The sequence below is a fragment of the Streptomyces ureilyticus genome (assembly GCF_011045025.1).
GTDB lineage: Bacteria > Actinomycetota > Actinomycetes > Streptomycetales > Streptomycetaceae > Streptomyces > Streptomyces ureilyticus.
In genome coordinates, this window is the sequence record NZ_JAAKZX010000035.1 from 14,225 (window position 1) to 34,049 (window position 19,825).

Here is a 19,825-nt window from a genome sequence, read left to right on the forward strand (position 1 = left end):
GGGCGAGATCGACCGCCGCAAGCGGGCGTGGGCGGCCTGCGAAGTGCTGGGGACGGCGATTACTGAGCTTGAACTCATGGAGTCGTTGGGGTGAGGGATAGTCCGGTTCCGGCGAGGCATCCGTCGATGAGGTGGGGGCGGTACTGGATCTTCCTCATCCCGTGTCGGATGGTCTGGATGAGGTGTTCGGGGGTGGTGAAGGCGGTGTTGGACAGCCAGCCGCGTCGCAGCAGGGACCAGATGCCCTCGACGGGGTTGAGGTCGGGTGCGTAGGAGGGCAGCTGGTAGACGGTCAGCCAGTCCTGTCGGGCGATGAACTGCCGTATGCCGTAAGTGAGATGGACGTTGAGGATGTCCCTATGTTGCGTCAAGTGGCCGAAGACGAGGCCACAAGGCCGACGTCGCCTGGATCTGACGGTAGAGCTCGCGAGCGACGTAGCGTTTGAGGCAGCGGATGATCTCGCGTTTCGACATGCCCTGTTTCGTGCGTCGTTCGAGGTAGAGACGTGTGCGGGCATCACAACGGAGGCGGGTCACGACGATGCGGTAGAGGGCGGCGTTGGCCTGCCGGTTGCCCCGCGGTTCAGCCTGCGACGCTGAGTCTTTCCGGAGGACTGCTCGACCGGGTTGACGCCGCACAGTGCGGCGAACGATGCCTCGTTCACCAGCCGTTCCGGGTTGTCGCCGGCGGCGATCAGCAGGGCAGCGGCACTGTCGGGCCCGACTCCGATGATGTCCAGAAGCTGCGGATGGCAGCGACGGACGGCGTTGGTGAGCCGGCGGGCGAGTTCCTTCACCTCGGCGGTCAGCTGCTGGATGCGGCGGGCCAGCAGCCGGAGCGTGAAGACGGCAGCGTCGCCAGCGTAGGGAAGGTCGGCGCACTCGGCGATCAGGGCCGCGTTGCTCAGCTTGGAAAGCGCTTCGCGCAGCGTGGGATCGACTCCGAGGAGCACGGCCTTGAGCTGGTTCTTTGCCTGCGTGCGGGCCTTAACGGCCGACTCCTTCGCCAGCCGCAGCACGCGCATGTCGGCCGCCGGGCCCTCGCCGGTCTTGGGCGTGACGTCAGCGTGTCCGGACAGCACCGCGCGGGCGGCGGCCTCCGCATCGACGGCGTCAGTCTTGCCGCGCTTGCGTCGCATGGCGCGGTCGGGCTGATTCACTTCGACGACCTGGGTCTTCTCCCGGCTCAGGAAACGTGCCAGGGCAGCCCCGTAGGATCCGGTGCACTCCTCTCCGGCTCGGCGCAGGGCACCGAAAGAGCATGCCCAGGCTAGGAGTTGGCGGTATCCGGCGCCGGTGGCCGGGAACTCCTGATGGGCCAGGACCGACCCGAGCACAGTGATCGCGGCGGCGACGTGCACGTCCTTGTGGGTGTCCACCTCAAGATCACGTCCTCTGCCAGCGGTTCTTCCGGCTGTGCGGGCAGAGTCGGTTGGGGCATGCTGGTGATGGTCACGCGGCTCCTCGATCGGCAGCACGGGGCTGTGGCCGACGCCGGGCCGGTAGGCGGTCAGAACTGTGATGGTGCCTTGTGCGGCAAGGCCCCTATCGGGACACGCCCGCCGGTCCGGCGGCAGTAAGCGCCGCCCGGGACCTGGGTCGACAGATCCTCAACAAGGCAGCCTGGGCCAGTTGTCCCACGGGTCAGGCCCTGGCCCCGGACGGCGCCCCATGAGTCTCACAGTTGTCCCAGACGAGGACGATCGGGCCGCCGAGCTGGGTGTGGGCGGTGATGAGCAGGTCGCGGTAGTCGGTCCAGGCGAAGCTCTTGCGTCCGTCGCGCCGGCCGTCGTCGCGACGGGGCCGGTAGATCAGACGGGAGCGTTCGCCCGGCTTGTAGCAGGTCAGTGCGGCGATCGACATGCGGCGGCGGGAGCGGCCCCGGACCCGGATCACGGACGTCTTCCCGCGCCTGGCCCACGTGCGCGCAATCGGCGGCGTCATCGAGAAGCCGGACTCGTCCTCGAAGACGATCCACGCGTCAAGTGCCGCCGCGGTCCTTCCACCTGCGGCCAGGTCTCCTTCACCCAGCCGGTGACCTGATCCTCGTCGCGTTCGACGGCCCGTCTGGCCGGCACATGGCAGGAGAACCCGTGCCGGATCAGCATCTTGCGCACCCCCTGCAGGGTGTAGCTCTTGTGGAACCGACGGCCGATCACGGTCTTGACCCGGGAGAGCGTCCACCGCTGGTCCGGCCAGCCGTGTGCGACCGGCCCCTTCGCCAACTCCTGCTCCAGCTGGGCGAACTGGGCGTCGCTCAACCGGGGCAGAGAAGCAGATCCCGCTGAACGCAGGGCCCGCGGACCGCCCTTGTCCCATCACCTGCGCCACCGCTGGATGGACCGGATGCTGACCCGTAACTCCTTCGCGATCGCCGAGCTGGGCTCACCAGCAGCGAACCGTTCGGCGGCCATCATGCGAATGCCCTCGCGGAACTGCCGGCGTTCGTCCGACAGTCCGCCGCCCTGCGCGTACCTCATGACAACGGCGTACCGCGGGATCAAGGCCTGTCAGCGGCTACGACAACCCAAGTTCAAGCTCAGTAAGCCAGAATCCAAAAGGGAGCACAATCGATCGGGCGCGGATGGTGCCCGAATAAGGCGGTGGGCCCGCCCGTTCGGTGCCCGAGTTGAGCATCTGGAAAAGCTAGATTGTCGACAGCGGATCTCGAGCGGGTGGAACATCTGCCGGCGCTCCTGGGTGCCGGGCTCGAAATACATCGTTCCCTAGTGATTTCCCTAGTCCCCATTGCTGCATCGTTGACACGACTGGGAGAGACCACCCAGACTCAAATCCGGTGCCGCCACTGAATCCCTGGGTAACTCTCGATTCCGATCATGCGAAACTCGGGATTTCACTGCAGAGCGAAGAGAAGCAGGAGGTGAAGAGGTGTGATGGCGTGTATGCGGCATGTTCACCGCATTGACGAGTGTTTAGCGGTTCAATTCGCGAACGACCTGTGCCTTACTCGCGCGGCTGGAGGAGAATCGCGATGAGTACACACGTCGCCTCGGCTACCGGGTCCCAAGCCCTACTATCGCCGAGGGTAGTGCGATCCGCGGTATTGCCCGTCATTCAGCAGCAGATTTCTGTGTTGGAGCCGTCCCTGGCCCGGATATGCGGTTACCACCTGGGCTTCATCGACGAACACGGTGACCCCAGCAGGGGAGGGGACGGCAAACTCACCCGCGCCAGCCTCATGATGGCGGTGGCCGATGGAGTCGGCCTGCGGCCGGAGGACGTGCAGTCCCAGGCGGCAGCCGTGGAGTTGCTGCACAACGCGACCTTGCTCCACGACGACATCGCCGACACGGACGAGCTGCGTCGCAGCCGCCCAGCCGCGTGGAAGGTATTCGGCGCGAGTCTGGCCATACACGCCGGGAACGCGCTACAGATTCTTGGGCTGCGGATAGTCGTGGATGACTCCGGCCCCGGCCACAAGGAAATCGCCAGCTCGTTCACCGAGGCCATCGGTCTGGTTCACGCGGGCCAGGCTCGCGAGCTCACCCTCCAGCCGGGTTCGGACGCCGGCATTGCGGCGTACGAGCAAATGGTGAAGGAGAAGGCTTCAGCACTGCTGGAGTGCTCGCTGGGAACGCCTGCCATGCGGGCGGGCAAACCAGAGCATGTCCTGGCCGCCCTGCGCGGCGCGGGTCGGCACTTGGGCATCGCCTTGCAGATCTCCAATGACGTGGAGGACATCTGGGGCGATCCCGCGGTGACCGGCAAGCCCATCCGCGGCGACATCGAGCGGCGCAACCTGACCTTCCCTGTGCTGGTCGCCCTGTCCGCCGACAGCCCGGCCGGCGATCGACTGAGCCGGTTGTGGCACGCCGACAGCGTCACGGCGGAGCACCTCCAGGCCTTGGCCGACCTCATCGACGAGGCCGGCGGCCGCCACACGGCCCAGCGGCTGTCCCGCAGCCACCTGGACTCGGCCGTAGAACACCTCGGACGAGCCGGACTGTCCCCGACCGCGACCGCCGAACTGACCACCTTGTTCGACCGCATCGTCAATCGCGCAGCATGACCGGCGCCGCCCGACAGGGGCGGCATATGAATGGGAGTCCACCATCATGACCACCACCCACGACACACCGGCCCCCCCTGTCGTCCGCACCGAATTCGAGCGCCGGGCGCAGGCCCACTACGAAACCAAGACCCAGGACCCGATCAACCTGCTGCTGGGCGAAGAAGACGGGCTGTACCACCACCACTACGCCGTCGGCCCCTACGACAAGTCCGTGCTGGAGGTACCCGAGCCCGAGCGGGACGCGGCGATCCTCGCGGAAATGGCCCGCATGGAAAACGAGCAGGTCGAACTGGTGCTGCGAGGGCTGGCCCCGCTCTCGCCCGACGCGAGGGTCATGGATGGCGGATCGGGCCGCGGCGGCACGTCCTTCCTCGTCAACCGGCGGTTCGGGTGCGAGGTGGTCGGGGTCAATTTCTGCGCCCACCACATCGAGTTCGCCGAGCGCCTCGCCAAGGAGAAGCACGGCTGCGACGACAAGGTCTCCTTCGAATTCGCCAACATGTGCGACACCGGTCTGCCCGCTGGATCGTTCGACGCCGTGTACACCAACGAGACCACCATGTACGTCGACCCCGCGGAGGCATTCGTGGAGTTCGCCCGGCTGCTGCGCCCGGGAGGCCGCTACGTCTGCGTCACCTGGTGCGCCAACGACGCCGTGTCGACCACCAGCGAGGCGGTGAAGGCCATCGACGACCACTACGACTGCCACATCAACAACCGCAGCGACTACTTCAAGGCACTCGCTGACAACCACCTCGTGCCCTCGCAGGTCTGGGACCTGACCCAAGAGGCCATCCCGCACTGGGAGCTGCGATCCCAGTGGGGACTGCGCACCGGCGTGGAGCAGCCGTTCCTCGACGGGCACAGGAGCAACGAGCTCAACTACATAGTCGTGGTCGCCGAATACACCCCGCCGGAGTAGAGCAACCGCTCCTCGACGCACACCAGGAGCAACGAACTCGAATGCCTGGTCACTGCCGCCGGGCCAGGCTGGAGTTGCCCTCACCGCCCTCCGTGGCCGCACGGCGGGTGCCCTCGAGAAGACGCCCGGTGCTCGAGTGGTGCCCGCCGCGGTTGGCCACCTGGGTGGCCAAGGCCGCAAAGACGGTAGCCGGCCGGATTCTTCCGGGGCCTGATTGCAGGGCGCCGGCTCCGACGGAGGTTGTCACGGGTCATAACGACGTGGAGGTTGTCAGTGAACGCCCCAGCTCAATTGCCCTTCGAGCAGACGCATCTGCTGCAAGTCGCGCCACTGCTGCGCACGCTCCAGTCCCAGGGCACGGTCCATCGGGTCCGTACCCCCGAGGGGGACGAAGCATGGCTGGTCACCGGTCATGCTCAGGTGCAGCAGTTGCTGGACGATGACCGGCTCAGCCGCTCCAATCCCGAACCGGGGGCAGCTCGTGACAGCGGTTCCGCGCTTCTCGATAGCCTGCTGGGCAGCTTCGCCAACGACCACGCCAGGTTGCGTTCGCTGCTGGAGCCGCACTTCTCACCCAAGCTCATGCTGGCGCTGCGATCCCACGTCGAAACACTGACCGAGCAACTGCTGGACGAGATGGCCGGGCAGACGCCACCGGTGGATCTACGCCTGGCACTGGCACTACCCCTGCCGATTCTGGTGATGTGCGAGTGGCTCGGCGTGCCCCATCAGGACAAGGACCAGTTCGGCGCTTGGACCCAGGACGCCGCCAACGTACAGGACCGGGTCCGATCCAAGCAGGGGATGGCCGAGTTGTTCGGCTATTGCCAGCAACTCATAGCTGACAAGCGGCAAAATCCCGGCGACGACGTGATCTCCAGGATCGGCGCGACCGAAGGCATCAACGACCAAGAAGTCGTGGGGCTGACCGCGTTGTTGCTGTTCGGCGGCTATGAGACCACCGTGGCCCGAATCGGTACGGGCGCATTGCTGTTGCTGGCCAACCCTGAGCAACGGCAGGCATTGCTGGACGACCCGAGCCTCATCCCGAGCGGGGTGGAGGAAATCCTGCGGATGTCGATGCCGAACCCACACAACGGCGGAATGCCCCGTTATGCGTTGACGGATCTGGAGATCGACGGAACCACCATCCGAGCCGGCGACCTCGTGCTGCTGAATATCATCGCGGCCAACCACGACCAGACGGTCTTCACCGACCCCGAGCGGGTCGATGTCACTCGCCAAACCGCAGGCAGCCTCACCTTCGGGCACGGCACGCACTACTGCGTCGGCGCGCCGCTGGCCCGGATGCAGCTGCAAGTGGCGATTGCCCGACTCGTTGCGCGATTCCCGACCATGCGCCTGGCCGTCGACGTGAAGGAACTGAAACTGCGTCACGACACGTTGCTCGGCGGGCTGGTCGAACTTCCGGTGACGTGGTGACCGGCATGCCGGTGGCAGCGGGCCGCGACAATTCCCCGATGCTGCAACGAATATCTCATTGCCTGGTCCAGAAGAGCCCTGACTCCATCCGCGCCTATCTCATACTGATGCGACTGCACGCACCCACGGGTATCGTGCTCTACCTTCTTCCAGGGCTGTGGAGTCTTTCCCTCGCCTCCGGACGACGACCAGACCTGCCGGCGGTGGTGTTGCTCGCCCTTGCGGCCGCACTGGTGCGCGGCGCAAGCTGCGCAGTCAACGACGTCGTCGACAAAGACATCGATGCCCGAGTTGCCCGCACGGCGTCGCGTCCTGTCGCAGCGGGGACGATCAGCGTGGGGAAGGCACTCCTGTTCGGCGCCGTACAGGCTGTGGCTTCACTGGTGATTCTGGCGATGGTGAACAAGGAAACAGCCCTGGTCGTCGGGGCCTCGTACCCGCTCCTTGTCGCGTACCCCTACATGAAGCGCGTATTTCCGTGGCCCTCGGCATGGCTGGCGTTGGTGATCAGCGTTTATGCGCTGGCCGGCTGGACGGCGGTGACCGGGAGCATCGACTACCCACCGGCTGTGTTCGGCCTGTACGCATGCAATTTCTTCTGGACCCTGTTTCACGACACGGTCTATTCCCACCAGGACAAGGAGTACGACCGGAGCATCGGTGTCAGGTCCTCTGCTCTGATGTTCGGCAAGTCCAGCAAGGCGTGGCTGGCCCTCTTCATCGCGCTGAGCGTCGCCGGCGCCTTGTGGGCCGGCGTCGAGGCGGGAACGGGTTGGGCATTCTACGTGCTCGTCGTGTTCGCGGGGTTCCTGCTGTCATATCAGGTCGTACGCGTGAACCTGGATGATCCGAAATCCTGCTGGGACGCCTTCGTTGCCAACCGCTACTTCGGCTGGATCATTCTCGCGGCGACGGTAGCTGGACAGTTCACATAACAGAGCCGCGGCCCAGTCGGGCGGAGTGAAGGATGGGATACGAATGACGGATTCGATATGGCAGGGTTCTGGCGTAGACCTGGACGCCTATCTGGCTCGCGTGGGATACCTGGCCGACGTGGCTCCGGATCTCGCTACGTTGCGGGGCCTGCATGCCGCCCACGTTGAGGCGATCGCCTTCGAGAACATTGACGCGGTGCTCGGGCGGGCCGTGCCGTTGGACCTGGATAGTGTCCAGGAGAAGATCGTGCGACGTGGCCGTGGCGGCTTGTGTCTGGAACAGGTCGTCCTGATCGCAGCCGTGCTGGACCGAATCGGGTTTACCTTCTCGGCACTCGCGGCCAGATCCCGGATCCGCACCGGGAACAAGACGGGTCCCGCCGTCCATGTAGCTCTGTGCGTCGAGTTGGACGACAAACGTTGGCTCTTCGACGTGAGCTTTGGTGGATACGGGCTGCATGAGCCGATCCGCCTCGCTGAGGGCTCGCTACTGGACGGCGATTGGTCCTTCGACATGGTGCGGGAACCGCACGGCGAACACGTACTGCGATTCCTGCGGGCCGAGGGAGCGGCGGAACTCTACGGGTTCACCACGGACGCGCGCTATCCGGCGGACTTCGAGGTCCTCAACCACTACTGCCTGACCCACCCTCGCTCACCGTTCAACCACCGGATCATCCTCCAGCGCACACAGTCCACAGTGAGGCACGTCCTCATCGGCAACACGCTCACGGAAATGCGGCCCGGAGAGCCGGCAACCCATCGGGAACTCGACGAGGGCGAGGCGCTCTCTGCTCCCGAGAAGATCTTCGGGATCACGTTGGAACCGGGTGATGTCCAGTCCCTCAAGGGCCATGGCCGGCACGGCGCAGGTCGATCGGAACTGACCTGGACCGAGCGTCCGCCCGGCCCGTCCATCGGCAATAGGCGAGATCGTAAGGATCAATATGGACGAGATGCTCAATGAACCGGAATTCGGAGCATTACCCGTGGTGGAACGGCTGCGGTCGCTCCCGGAGCACGATCCGAATGATGCAGTGGAGAACGCCATCCTTAACAGGCTCGCCGACAACTGGTACCGGCGTGCCACGGTCAAGCGGCGCGAGGAGAGTCTGGATGACGTGTTCGAGCGGGACAGGCCGGACTTTCCCGTAGCCCTGCTGCCTTTCCGGAATCACCCTACGTATCTCGGTCTCGACGACGAGGTCAAGGCCAAGCTCCTTGCGTGGGGCTGGGTGGCGTTCAACAAGAACGTCATGGACATCGAGCAGCACGTGGTCAACCCGGGGTTCAGCTTGGTCGCCAAAGGCGCCTTCGACACAGGGCTGGGCGGTGAGACGATGGCAATCGCGGTTACTCAAGCCATGGTTGATGAGCAATACCACACGTTGATGCACCTGAACGCCAGCGCCGTAACGCGTCGGCAACGCGGCTGGCGAATGCCCGAGACCGCACTTCCACTCGGATACAAAGCACGCAAGCAAGCGCACCGGCTCGCCATCGCCAAGACACCTGAGCATCAGGCTCTGGTCTCACTCGCCTTCACCACAGTCGCGGAAATCTCAGTAAACGCCCACCTGGACCTCATCGCCGAGGATCACGAGATCCAGCCCGTCAACCGCATGACGGCCGTCCTGCACAACCGCGACGAATACTGCCACGCCTCAATCGCGGACACCGTCGCTCAGGAGGCATGGAAACGCTTCACTGACGAACAACGCGACTACTTCCTCACCGCGTTGGCCGACGGCATGGAGGCGTTCGCCGCCCACGACTTCACGACCTGGGCGAGGGTCATGGAACTTGTCGGAGTGCAGGGGGGCGGTCAGATGCTGCGAGACATCAAGAACACCTCAGGCGGTGGCCGGCTCCTTCAGGACTTCAGCGGCTTGCGGCACCTGTGCCAAGAGCTGGATGTCCTCGACTCCCTCCCCTTCGACTGGTCGACGGTGACGGCCGACGCCCCCTGACGATCACCGACCGCGCTGCCCCGATGTCTAAGCCAAGTACGCCAAGCAGCGATCCAACGGACCGCTTCCGACAACCATTTGGTGCTGACCCATGCGCGTCCTACTCATTGACAATTACGATTCCTACACCTACAACCTGTACCAACTCCTAGCAAAGGTGTATGGCATCACGCCCGTCGTCGTACGGAACGACGCCGCAGCCTGGGACCACCTCGATCTGAACGGCTTCGATGCTGCAGTCATCTCGCCGGGACCGGGGCACCCGGCTATCTCTCGCGACTTCGGCCGTTCCCGCGACGTCCTGGAGCACTCCCGGCTTCCGGTCCTGGGCGTGTGCCTCGGGCACCAGGGCATGGGACTCCTGTCGGCCGCGCGGGTCATCCCCGCCCCGCAGCCCCGGCACGGACACCTGTCCACGATCCGGCACAGCGCTGACGGACTCTTCGCCGGCATCCCGCAAGAGTTCACTGCCGTGCGCTACCACTCACTGAGCATCGCCGAACCTGGGCCCGCCCACCTTCAGATCACTGCGCGCGCCGAGGACGGAGTGGTCATGGGCCTGGCCCACCGCGATCGTCCCTGGTGGGGGGTGCAATTCCACCCCGAGTCCATCTGCACGGAGCACGGTGCCCGTCTCGTGGCGAACTTCCGTGACCTGGCACTCGCCTCCGGCTCACGCCAGGGCAGTACCAGCATCCGCGGCCGCCGAATCAGCACCGGCACCAATGGGATGACCGCGTCTGTCGCACCGTCGACTCCGCACCCACACCCCGCACAACTCCAGGCGCAATTCAGCATCCTGGACAGTGCCGTCGACACCGAGGCTGCGTTCCTGGCCCTGTACGGTGCCGGCGCACGCTCCTTCTGGCTCGACAGCTCGCACGTCGAGCCGGGCCTGGCCCGCTTTTCCTTCCTCGGCTCCGCGGAAGCGCCCGGAGCCGAGACGCTGACCTACCGGGTGGAGGACCAGCATGTCGTCGTGGAACCCACGGGAGGTACTTCTCGTCTGGAAGACGGCACCATCTTCGACGCTCTCAACCGCCGCACCGGCCGCGTGGTCGCTGGTGCCGAGGAGTTGCCCTTCGATTTCGTCGGCGGCTACGTCGGCTACTTCGGTTACGAGTTGAAGGCCGATCTCGGCGCCCATCGCACCCACCCGTCAAAGACCCCGGACGCCGTGTGGCTTCAAGCCGACCGCTTCATCGCTGTGGACCACGCCGAGAACCGTACCTATGTCGTCGCCGTGTGCCAGCAGCAGGACTCGGACGCCGCCCAGAAGTGGATCAGCATAGTAGTCCCCACATTGGCCGACCTGCCCACAGCACAGCCTGAAACGTCTCCGCCACCCCGAGCTGAGAACCATGACGCGTCGAGATGGCTGGCCCGCTCACGCACCCAGTACCTGGCCGACATCCGTGAGTGCGATCGACGCCTCCGTGAGGGGGTGAGCTACGAAATATGCCTCACCAACAAACTCCGCCTGCCCGCGCCGGCGAACGATGTCGCCTACTACCAGCGCCTACGCCGGCTGAACCCCGCTCCTTACGCCGCGCTTCTGCGCCTCAACGACGTCACGGTTTTCAGCTCGTCACCCGAGCGATTCCTCAAGGTGGACCCCGCTCGCACAGTAGAGACCAAACCGATCAAAGGAACAGCGCCCCGCCACCCGGACCCGCGAACCGACGACGAGAGACGGCGCTCCCTGAAGATGGATCCCAAGACGCGCGCGGAGAATCTCATGATCGTGGATCTGCTCCGCAATGACCTCGGACGGATCTGCGAGATCGACAGCGTCGCTGTCCCCTCCCTCATGGCGACGGAGTCGTACGCCACCGTGCACCAGTTGGTCTCCACGGTCACCGGGACACTGCGCGATGACACGTCCGCCGTGGACGCGATACGGGCATGCTTTCCCGGCGGATCCATGACGGGAGCGCCGAAGTTACGCACTATGGAGATCATCGACACTTTGGAGGGTGAAGCCCGCGGAGTTTACTCAGGAGCCCTCGGCTTTATTGGATACACCGGAACTGCCGATCTCAGCATCACCATCCGCACCGCTGTAAGCCACGATGGTGAATTGACCATCGGTGCGGGCGGCGCCATCGTACTCGACTCGGACCCCGACGCAGAGTACGAGGAGATGCTGCTCAAGGCCCAAGCGACCCTGCGGGCACTGCCGAAGGAGAGGGTCGTGGGCTCGTAGATGCCCCAGTGTGCCCGCAGCTGCGGTGCTGACACATCCCGAACGGGGGCACCTGAAGAAGCCTCACCCCCATAACAGCTACGCGGCCACAACGGTCCTTGCGACTCCTGCTGCGCTTGTCTGCGGCGGAAGGATGCTCATGTCCCCCTACAACTGTCCTGCCACGACACCCACTCAGCACCGCCCGCGCTCTCTACGCGGAGCTGCCGCCTTCGAAGCCCGGAACCGAACAGGCAGGCATACCGTACGCGGCGCTGCCCGGACCGGGAGGCATCATGACTGAGCTCTCCGAGGCTGTCGCCGGCGTGCAGCCCACCGCACCCGAGGGCGCACACCTGACCACGCTCCGCGGCCCGCACGACGTGCGTGCCCTGCCGACCGGACGGCTCGCGGCCCTGGCCCAGGACATCCGCACGTTCCTGATCGAGAAGGTCTGCGCATCGGGCGGCCATCTGGGTCCCAACCTGGGCGTCGTGGAACTGACCATCGCCCTGCACCGCGTCTTCGACTCGCCCCGCGATGCAATTCTCTTCGACACCGGCCACCAGGCCTACGTTCACAAGATCCTGACCGGACGCGCCGCGGACTTCGACCGGCTGCGTCAGGCCGGAGGACTGTCCGGCTACCCCTCGCACGCCGAGTCGGTACACGACTGGAGCGAGAACTCTCACGCCTCCGCCTCCCTCTCCTATGCCGACGGCCTGGCCAAAGCCAACGAACTGCGCGGATACCGGGACCGGTCGGTGGTCGCCGTCATCGGCGACGGAGCCATGACCGGCGGCATGGCCTGGGAAGCGCTGAACAACATCGGCGCGAGCGAGCGTCCGGTGGTCGTGGTCCTCAACGACAACGGTCGCTCCTACGCCCCCACCACCGGGGCCCTCACCAACCAGCTGCACGCCCTGAGGCAATCCGGCGCCCGCACAGCCGTATCGGACCAGGCCAGTGCGAATCTGTTCACCCAGACCGGCTTCACCTACCTGGGTCCCGTCGACGGCCACGACACCGAAGCCCTGCAGGCTGTCCTGGAGCAGGCCCGCATCCTGCGGCGGCCTGTACTCGTGCACGCGGTGACCGTCAAAGGCTGGGGATTCGGGCCTGCCGAGGGCGATGAGGCGGACTGCCTGCACGCGGTGGGCACCGTGGACGCGGTCACCGGCCGGCCCGCCCCCACCTCCGGTCCGCCCGCGGTGTCGTGGACCAGCCTGTTCGGCCAGGCCCTGCTCGAGTTGGCCGCTGAACGCGAGAACCTGGTGGCCATCACCGCCTCCATGCTCCGCCCCACCGGCCTGTATCCGATGGCGGTGAGGTACCCCGAGCGGGTCTTCGACGTCGGAATCGCCGAGCAGCATGCCGTCACCTCCGCGGCCGGTCTGGCCATGGGGGGCTTCCACCCCGTCGTCGCCCTCTACTCCACCTTCCTCACCCGGGCCGCGGACCAGGTCCTCATGGACGTGGCCCTGCACCGGCTGCCGGTCACCTTCGTCCTGGACCGGGCGGGCATCACCGGCCCCGACGGCGCCTCACACCACGGCATGTGGGACGCCTCCCTCCTCGGCATCGTGCCCGGCCTGCGGTTGGCGGTGCCCCGCGACGGCGGCCAACTGCGGTCGCTGCTGCGTGAAGCCACCGCGCACGAGGGACCCACCGCTCTTCGCTTCCCCAAAGGAACAGCCGAGCAGGGCCTGGAAGCCGTACGCCGCGCCGGGAGTGTGGATGTCCTGTCGGAGTCCGGGATCCGGGACGTCCTCCTGGTCTCCTACGGACCGATGGCCCATAGGTGCCTGCAGGCCGCCACCCAGCTCACCGAGAAGGGGATCGGAGCGACCGTCGCCGACCCCCGCTGGGCGATACCCGTCGCACCCGAACTGCTCGACATGACCGCCCGGCACCGGATGGTCATCACCGTGGAGGACAACTCCCGCACCGGAGGCCTCGGCAGCACCCTCGCCCAGACCTTGCGGGACAACGCGATCACCACCCCCGTCCACAATCTGGGGCTGCCGCGCGCCTTCCTCACGCACGGCCCCCGCGAACAACTGCTGGCCGATGCCGGCCTGTCGGCCGAGCAGATCGCCTACGCGGTCCTGCGCGCCCGTGCCGGAAAACCTCTCCAGCCCACTGCCACCACCGCCGGGAGCCCTCAATGACCGCCGTCGGCCTCCCCCTTCCCACCATTCCCCCTGCTCCGGTGCGCCGCCGCAGTCGGCAGATCCACGTCGCCGATGTCCCCGTAGGCGGCGGCGCACCGGTCTCCGTCCAGTCCATGACCACCACCCCCACCGCGAACGTGGACGCGACGCTGCAGCAGATCGCCGAACTGACCGCGGCCGGATGCGAGATCGTACGCGTCGCGGTGCCCTCCCAGGACGACGCCGACGCCCTGCCCGCGATCGCCGCGAAGTCGAAGATCCCCGTCATCGCCGACATCCACTTCCAGCCCCGCTACGTCTTCGCCGCCCTGAACGCCGGCTGCGCCGCGGTGCGGGTCAACCCCGGCAACATCAAAGCCTTCGACGACAAGGTCAAAGAGATAGCGAAGGCTGCCACCGCGGCCGGGGTGCCGATCCGCATCGGTGTCAACGCCGGCAGTCTGGACCGGCGGCTGCTGGCCAAGTACGGCAAAGCCACCCCCGAGGCACTGACGGAGTCCGCGCTGTGGGAGTGCTCCCTGTTCGAGGAGCACGGCTTCACCGACCTGAAGATCTCCGTCAAGCACCACGACCCCATGACCATGGTCGCTGCCTACCGCCACCTCGCCGCCGCCTGCGACTATCCCCTGCACCTGGGCGTCACCGAAGCCGGTCCGCCACCCCAGGGCACCGTCAAATCCGCGACCGCCTTCGCGATCCTCCTCAACGAGGGCATCGGTGACACGATCCGCGTCTCCCTGACCGCACCCCCCGTCGAAGAGGTCAAGACCGGCCAGCAGATCCTGCAATCGCTGGGCTTGCGCGCCCGCCAGCTGGAGATCGTCTCGTGTCCCTCGTGCGGCCGCGCCCAGGTCGACGTCTACGCCCTCACCGAACGCGTCACCGCTGCCCTGGACGGATTCCCCTACCCGCTGCGCGTGGCGGTCATGGGCTGCGTCGTCAACGGGCCGGGCGAAGCACGCGAAGCCGACCTCGGCGTCGCCTCCGGCAACGGCAAGGGCCAGATCTTCGTCAAGGGCGAGGTCGTCAAGACCGTCCCCGAGTCGAAGATCGTCGACGTCCTCGTCGAGGAAGCGATGCGGTTGGGCGAACAACTGGCCCTGGAAACCGTGGAGGTGGAGAGCCAGGCGTGAGTGCACAGGCCCCGGCCCTCGTCTTCGACCCTCTGGACGACCCCGGAAGGCAAAGTCACCGTCCATCCTCATCGACACCATCACGGCCGTATTGCGTTCCCTGGCCTTCACCACAACGTCGAGGACCACATGACCAACCCGCCCGCAGTACCCGAACCGGCCGCACGCCCCCGCCGCGTTCTGCTCGCCTCTCCCCGCGGCTGGTGCGCGGGCGTGGACCGCGCCGTGCTGGCCGTCGAGAAGGCCCTGGAACAGTACGGGCCGCCCATCTACGTCCGCCACGAGATCGTGCACAACAAACACGTCGTGCAGACCCTGGAGAAGAAGGGCGCCGTCTTCGTCGAACGCACGGACGAGGTACCCGAGGGAGCCATCGTTCTGCTGTCCGCCCACGGCGTCGCCCCAACTGTCCACGCCGAAGCCGCCGCGCGCAACCTCGCGACCATCGACGCGACCTGCCCGCTGGTCACCAAAGTCCACAGGGAAGCCGTCCGGTACGCACAGCAGGACTACGACATCCTCCTGATCGGCCACGAAGGCCACGAAGAGGTCATCGGCACCAGCGGCGAAGCCCCCGACCACATCACCGTGGTCGACGGCCCCCAGGACGTCGCGAACCTCTCGGTACGCGACGAATCCAAGGTCGTCTGGCTCTCCCAGACCACCCTGTCCGTCGACGAAACCATGGAAACCGTCAACGCCCTCAAGACGCGTTTCCCGAACCTGACCTCCCCGCCCAGCGACGACATTTGCTACGCCACGCAGAACCGCCAGACCGCGGTGAAGAAGCTCGCCGAGGACGCCGAAGTCATCATCGTCGTCGGCTCCAAGAACTCCTCCAACTCCGTCCGCATGGTCGAGGTCGCCCTCGACGCCGGCGCGCCCGCCGCCCACCTGGTCGACTTCGCCCACGAGATCGACGAAGCCTGGCTGGAGGGCATCACCACTGTGGGCCTGACCTCCGGCGCCTCCGCCCCCGACGTCCTGGTCGACGGCGTACTGCAATGGCTCGCCGAGCGCGGCTACGACCATGTCGATACCGTGACGACCGCCGACGAGTCCATCACCTTTGCCCTCCCACACGAACTCCGTCGCAATCTGCGATGACACCACGACTACCCCGGGAGCATGGACCGCGCGCTCCCCCTTCGGCGGGCACGCCGATCAGCTCGTGCAGGATGATCGGCGAGTACGGCAGCGCGAAGTTCCGGTGCAGATCGGCGGGTTGTTCCAGGCCGACGAAGTCCCCGGTGAGTGCCCGCGACTGCCGTCCCCGCGACCCACATGTGCCGCGACGGGACCGCGCACAATCGAGGAACGCCCCTGTTGATGCGTATGATCGGACAAGGCTTGGTTGGTCGATTCGCGCATTCCGCCAACTCCTCTGCGTGGCGGGGCGGTAACAGGAGGAGCGGTGGCCTTAACCCCGGGCCTGAAGGCGGAGGACGAGGAGACCACGCTCGTCGGCCGAGATCTTGAACTCGCTCTGATCAGCGAGCATCTGCGCGGCACGGGCGACGGGCGCGCGGTCCTGCTCCGCGGAGCCGCCGGCATCGGAAAGACCCGGCTGATGTCCGCCGAATTGGGCGCCGGCGCCCGCGTCCTCACCGTCAAGTGCCAGGAGAGCGGTGGCGCCGCCTACGAGGCCGTGCGCGGACTGTTCGCCCCGCTCGGCCTCACCGACGGCGACCCCGCGAGCCACCCCCTGCTCGCCGGGAGCGCCACACTCGCCCACAGTGCCACACTAGCCCTCCCGGCGGACGGCGCCCCCGACGGCCAACCGGCCGACATGTACGGCGTCATGCACGGCCGTTACTGGCTCACCGCCTCCCTTGCCGCCGAACGGCCCCTGATCCTCGCCGTCGACGACCTCCAGTGGTGCGACGAGGCATCGCTGCGCTGGTTCGGCTTCCTGCTTCGCCGGGCCGAGGGCCTGCCCGTCGCCCTGCTCCTCACCCTGCGCTCCGAGGTCGAGCACGCGCGTCCCGACATGCTGGACGAGATGGCGGACGTCGCCTCCTGCCTCACCGTCGACGTCGAGCCGCTCACGGACGACCCCGTACACGACATGCTCGCCGAGGCCCTCGCCAGCACGCCCGGCCCGTCCCTCGTCGAACGCTGCATGGAGCTCACCGGCGGCACCCCGTTCCTGGTCCGGTTCGTGGTGCACGAGCTGAGGGAGTCCGCTCCGGTCGCCGGACTCAGCGCCGCCGCGCTCGGAGACGGCCTCGGGCACGGCGCGGTGGCCCGCTTCCACCTCGACCGACTCACTCCCGAACGGCTTGCCATGGCGAAGGCCCTCGCCGTACTGGAGTCCGACGACATCGAAGCCGCAGCCCTCGCCGGCCCCGCCGCCGGCCCCGCCGCCGGCGCCGTCGACGCCCTGCGCGCCGCCGGACTGCTGCGCCCGACACCCTCGCCTACCGCCACGACCTCATGCGCCAGGCCGTCCTCGACTCCACACCCGCCGAGGAACGTCTCGCGCTGCGCGAGCGCGCCGCCCGCCTGCTCAACGACTCCGGGCGCCCCAGCGACCAGGTCGCCGTCCAGCTGATGCACCTGCCCGAGGTGCCCGAGCCCTGGATGGTCACCGCCTGCGCTCCGCCGCCCTCGGCGCCGAGCAGCGCGGCGCCCCCGCCGGCCAGTACCACTCCCGCGCCCTGCGGCACGACCCCGACGACATCGAACTGCTGACCGACTCGGCCCGGATCCTCGCCCACACCGACCACCCCACCGCGCTCAGCCGGCTGGAGCACGCGCTGTCCCTCGCCACCGACCCACGTCTGCGCTGCCGCCTCGTCCTGCAGTACGTCATCACCTCGCTCGGCGCCCAGAACTCACTGCGCGCCTTCGAGTTGGTGGGCGAGACGCTGCCCATGGTCGAGTCCGCCCTCGGCGACTCCCCCGGGGAACAGGTGCTGCGCACCCTCGTCGAGGCGATAGCACTGGTCTCCGGGCTCGACGAGAAGTCCACCGTGCGCCGCGTCAGGGAGCGCTTCCGCGACCGTGTGCCGCCGCCCGGCGAGACCGCCGAGGAGCGCCTGCTGCTCGGCATGCTGTGCGCGCTCGGCACCCTGGAGGGCCGCCCCGCCGCCGAGCTAGTCCCGATGGCCGAGCAGGTCCTGCGAGTCGGCGAGGTCTCGCTGGGCGGCTGGGGCGCCCTGGGCGCCAGCCTCACCCTGTACCTCGCCGACGAGATCAAGCCCGTCGAGTTCGTGCTCACCGCCCTGCTGGAGCACGCCCAGAAGAGCGGCCAGGCCTGGAGCAGCGCCCTCGCCTCCACCACCCGCGCCTCGGTGCACCTGTGGACCGGCACCATCTCACTGGCGCTGGCGGACGCGCAGCTCGCCTTGACCTTGTCCACTGAGCTGCCCCGAGTTTCGTAGAGTCCGGTGATCTTGTTTCAGGCGGACTGCGGGGCTTGCTGCTGGCTCTGCCAGAAGTCGCGTTCGTATTCGGCAGGCGGTACGTAGTCGAGGGCGGAGTGGAGGCGTTCTTCGTTGTACCACGTGACCCTCGGGAAGATCGCCCGCTCGACCTGGTCGACGTCCCGCCACGGCCCTTGCATCTCGATCAGAGCGTGCGGGCCTCCCAGTCGTTGCATCCGGAAAGTGATCCAGAACCACTTTTACAAGACCACCGACAGGTTCAGAAGCTCCACGAGCTCGGCGCCACGGTCACCGTCGCCGACCTGGGCCCCCGACAATGCCCGCACGAGGCACCCCGATTACATCGACGACCTACTGCTGCACCTGACCGAGTGACCTCGGTTCTCCAGCATCGCCCCCACCGCCTCGCCGCCTGCACCTTGGTCTCGAGGGTCATCGATGGCCGGGGGACTTTCAACTCCGAGACTTGGTGCGAGGCTGACTGGATCTTCCGAGCACTCGGGAGGACCTGACTTGCAGGACACAAAGGGGACACCCGGCGACTGGCTCCTCGGCGCGAACTTCCCCTGCTTTCTGCTTGAGAGGGGGCCAAGGTTACCGAGCGTCACAGCATACAGGTCACGCTCCGGTGATCTTCGAATCGTTGAGGGGGAGGGTGACACGTAGGCGGTACGTGCCGCGGGACAGCGGTCCGTGCTCCAGTTGCCCGCCCAGCGGTGTGATGCGCTGCTCCAGCCCGACCAATCCCGTGCCGCCCTCCATTTGCTGGCCGGACACCGGGCGCACTCCGTTGTTGACCACTTCGAGGGAAATCGTTCCTGGGCTCGGTGCGGTGAGGGTGATGGTGCAGGCAGTGGCCTCGGCGGCGTGCCGGATAACGTTCGTGGCCGCTTCCTGGACGGACCGCCCGAGTACGTCGCGCGCATCGTCCGACAGTGCCGGGAGGCGATGCTCATCGGCCACAGTGCACTGTATGCCGGAGGCGTGCAGGAGGGACCGGGCGCCTTCCAGTTCGTCCTGGAGAGAGGGGGGGCGGGCGGCGTTTGCCACCGCACGGATCTCACTTTGTGAACTTTGTGCCAGCACGCGCACTTCCTCGATCTCCTCCAGCGTGCCGGCGCGGGCGGCCAGTTCCGACTTGAGAGCGATGACGGCCAGATTGCGGCCCAGTGTGTCGTACAGGTCGTGGGACATGCGTAGACGCTCTTCGGTCACGGCGAGCAGCGCCGCCACGTCCGCTGCCGCCTCCAGCCGGGAGACGACTGAAACAAGCCACGTCGTCGAGTAGATGGCGGCGATGATCGCGAGGTGCACACTGCCGGCAGCGGCCGCCGCGGGCAGCGGGTGGGGAAGGGTGAAGACGGCGGTGGCCCCGACGCATGCCCCGGCTGTGTACACCTGCACGCGTAGGGGCAGTTCGGCCGTAGCGACGGCTGCGGGGACGATGGCGACACCGGCGAGCGGGGCGGCCTGCGTGGGCTCGAAGGCGCCTGCGAGAGGGGAGAGCCACAGACAGACCAGCCACACCAGGGTGGGGGACATCAGGACGAGCGGTGAGACCCGGTAGGGGTGACCGGTCCACACCGGCCACAGTAACGCTCCCAGATGAAGGACGTAGAGGAAGGATAAGAGAAGGAGGGG

At 66.9% G+C, this 19,825-nt stretch carries 15 protein-coding genes and 3 pseudogenes; 12 read left to right on the top strand and 6 right to left on the bottom strand.

The genetic code is table 11. From position 1 onward, the window contains the following. Window positions 1-74: 74 nt before the first annotated feature. The 3 pseudogenes from G6048_RS13965 to G6048_RS13980 form a co-directional block, all read right to left on the bottom strand. Window positions 75-356 (bottom strand): annotated as a pseudogene (locus G6048_RS13965) (transposase); the annotation flags it as partial. A 1-nt stretch (window position 357) separates the two neighbouring features. Next, a pseudogene (locus G6048_RS13970) lies at window positions 358-1,450 on the bottom strand (IS110 family RNA-guided transposase). A 215-nt stretch (window positions 1,451-1,665) separates the two neighbouring features. Next, window positions 1,666-2,480 (bottom strand): annotated as a pseudogene (locus tag G6048_RS13980) (IS630 family transposase); the annotation flags it as partial. Between the two features lie 611 nt (window positions 2,481-3,091). Here G6048_RS13980 and G6048_RS13985 point away from each other — a divergent pair. Next, window positions 3,092-4,030 (top strand): polyprenyl synthetase family protein, encoded by a 939-nt coding sequence (locus tag G6048_RS13985; protein WP_328825903.1) that lies wholly within the window; start codon window positions 3,092-3,094, stop codon window positions 4,028-4,030. 46 nt (window positions 4,031-4,076) lie between these two features. After that, a complete protein-coding gene (locus G6048_RS13990; protein ID WP_165339844.1) occupies window positions 4,077-4,955 on the top strand; it encodes an SAM-dependent methyltransferase in 879 nt (292 codons plus the stop codon). A gap of 49 nt (window positions 4,956-5,004) precedes the next feature. On the opposite strand, the gene G6048_RS50920 is transcribed toward G6048_RS13990, so the two are convergent. Continuing rightward, the gene (locus tag G6048_RS50920; RefSeq protein ID WP_268978755.1) at window positions 5,005-5,127 is read right to left on the bottom strand and encodes a hypothetical protein; all 123 of its coding nucleotides are present in this window, start codon (window positions 5,125-5,127) and stop codon (window positions 5,005-5,007) included. A gap of 101 nt (window positions 5,128-5,228) precedes the next feature. On the opposite strand from G6048_RS50920, the gene G6048_RS13995 reads away from it, so the two are divergent. The 10 genes from G6048_RS13995 (at window position 5,229) to G6048_RS14040 (ending at window position 18,181) form a co-directional block, all read left to right on the top strand. Beyond that, window positions 5,229-6,398, top strand: a complete 1,170-nt coding sequence (locus G6048_RS13995; RefSeq protein ID WP_165339845.1) for a cytochrome P450 — start codon at window positions 5,229-5,231, stop codon at window positions 6,396-6,398. A 5-nt stretch (window positions 6,399-6,403) separates the two neighbouring features. Next, window positions 6,404-7,333 carry a 4-hydroxybenzoate octaprenyltransferase gene (locus G6048_RS14000; protein WP_235989784.1) on the top strand — a complete coding sequence of 310 codons (930 nt, stop codon included), beginning with the start codon at window positions 6,404-6,406 and terminating at the stop codon, window positions 7,331-7,333. Between the two features lie 43 nt (window positions 7,334-7,376). After that, window positions 7,377-8,300, top strand: coding sequence for an arylamine N-acetyltransferase family protein (locus G6048_RS14005; protein WP_165339846.1), 924 nt, complete (start codon window positions 7,377-7,379; stop codon window positions 8,298-8,300). Beyond that, complete coding sequence (locus G6048_RS14010) at window positions 8,281-9,303, top strand: diiron oxygenase (RefSeq protein ID WP_235989766.1); 1,023 nt, start codon at window positions 8,281-8,283, stop codon at window positions 9,301-9,303. Before G6048_RS14005 ends, G6048_RS14010 begins: the two co-directional genes overlap by 20 nt. Before the next feature lie 91 nt (window positions 9,304-9,394). Continuing rightward, complete coding sequence (gene pabB, locus G6048_RS14015) at window positions 9,395-11,509, top strand: aminodeoxychorismate synthase component I (protein WP_165339847.1); 2,115 nt, start codon at window positions 9,395-9,397, stop codon at window positions 11,507-11,509. A 275-nt stretch (window positions 11,510-11,784) separates the two neighbouring features. Further along, entirely contained in the window at window positions 11,785-13,659 is a 1,875-nt protein-coding gene (locus G6048_RS14020) for a 1-deoxy-D-xylulose-5-phosphate synthase (protein WP_165339848.1), read from the top strand. Then, entirely contained in the window at window positions 13,656-14,795 is a 1,140-nt protein-coding gene (ispG, locus tag G6048_RS14025) for a flavodoxin-dependent (E)-4-hydroxy-3-methylbut-2-enyl-diphosphate synthase (protein ID WP_165339849.1), read from the top strand. The genes G6048_RS14020 and ispG overlap by 4 nt, the downstream gene beginning before the upstream one ends. A 129-nt stretch (window positions 14,796-14,924) precedes the next feature. Beyond that, window positions 14,925-15,902, top strand: a complete 978-nt coding sequence (locus G6048_RS14030; RefSeq protein WP_165339850.1) for a 4-hydroxy-3-methylbut-2-enyl diphosphate reductase — start codon at window positions 14,925-14,927, stop codon at window positions 15,900-15,902. Between the two features lie 307 nt (window positions 15,903-16,209). Next, window positions 16,210-17,349: an AAA family ATPase gene (locus G6048_RS14035; protein WP_165339851.1), complete on the top strand. Its 1,140-nt coding sequence runs from the start codon at window positions 16,210-16,212 to the stop codon at window positions 17,347-17,349. Window positions 17,350-17,653: 304 nt separating this feature from the next. After that, a complete protein-coding gene (locus G6048_RS14040; RefSeq protein WP_165339852.1) occupies window positions 17,654-18,181 on the top strand; it encodes a hypothetical protein in 528 nt (175 codons plus the stop codon). Window positions 18,182-18,198: 17 nt separating this feature from the next. Here the strand turns inward: G6048_RS14040 and G6048_RS14045 are convergent, their stop codons facing one another. Both G6048_RS14045 and G6048_RS14050 read right to left on the bottom strand, forming a co-directional pair. Then, window positions 18,199-18,399 carry an integrase core domain-containing protein gene (locus G6048_RS14045; protein ID WP_165339853.1) on the bottom strand — a complete coding sequence of 67 codons (201 nt, stop codon included), beginning with the start codon at window positions 18,397-18,399 and terminating at the stop codon, window positions 18,199-18,201. 403 nt (window positions 18,400-18,802) lie between these two features. Continuing rightward, on the bottom strand, window positions 18,803-19,726 hold the full coding sequence (locus G6048_RS14050; RefSeq protein ID WP_165339854.1) for a sensor histidine kinase: 924 nt from the start codon (window positions 19,724-19,726) through the stop codon (window positions 18,803-18,805). Window positions 19,727-19,825: the final 99 nt, after the last annotated feature.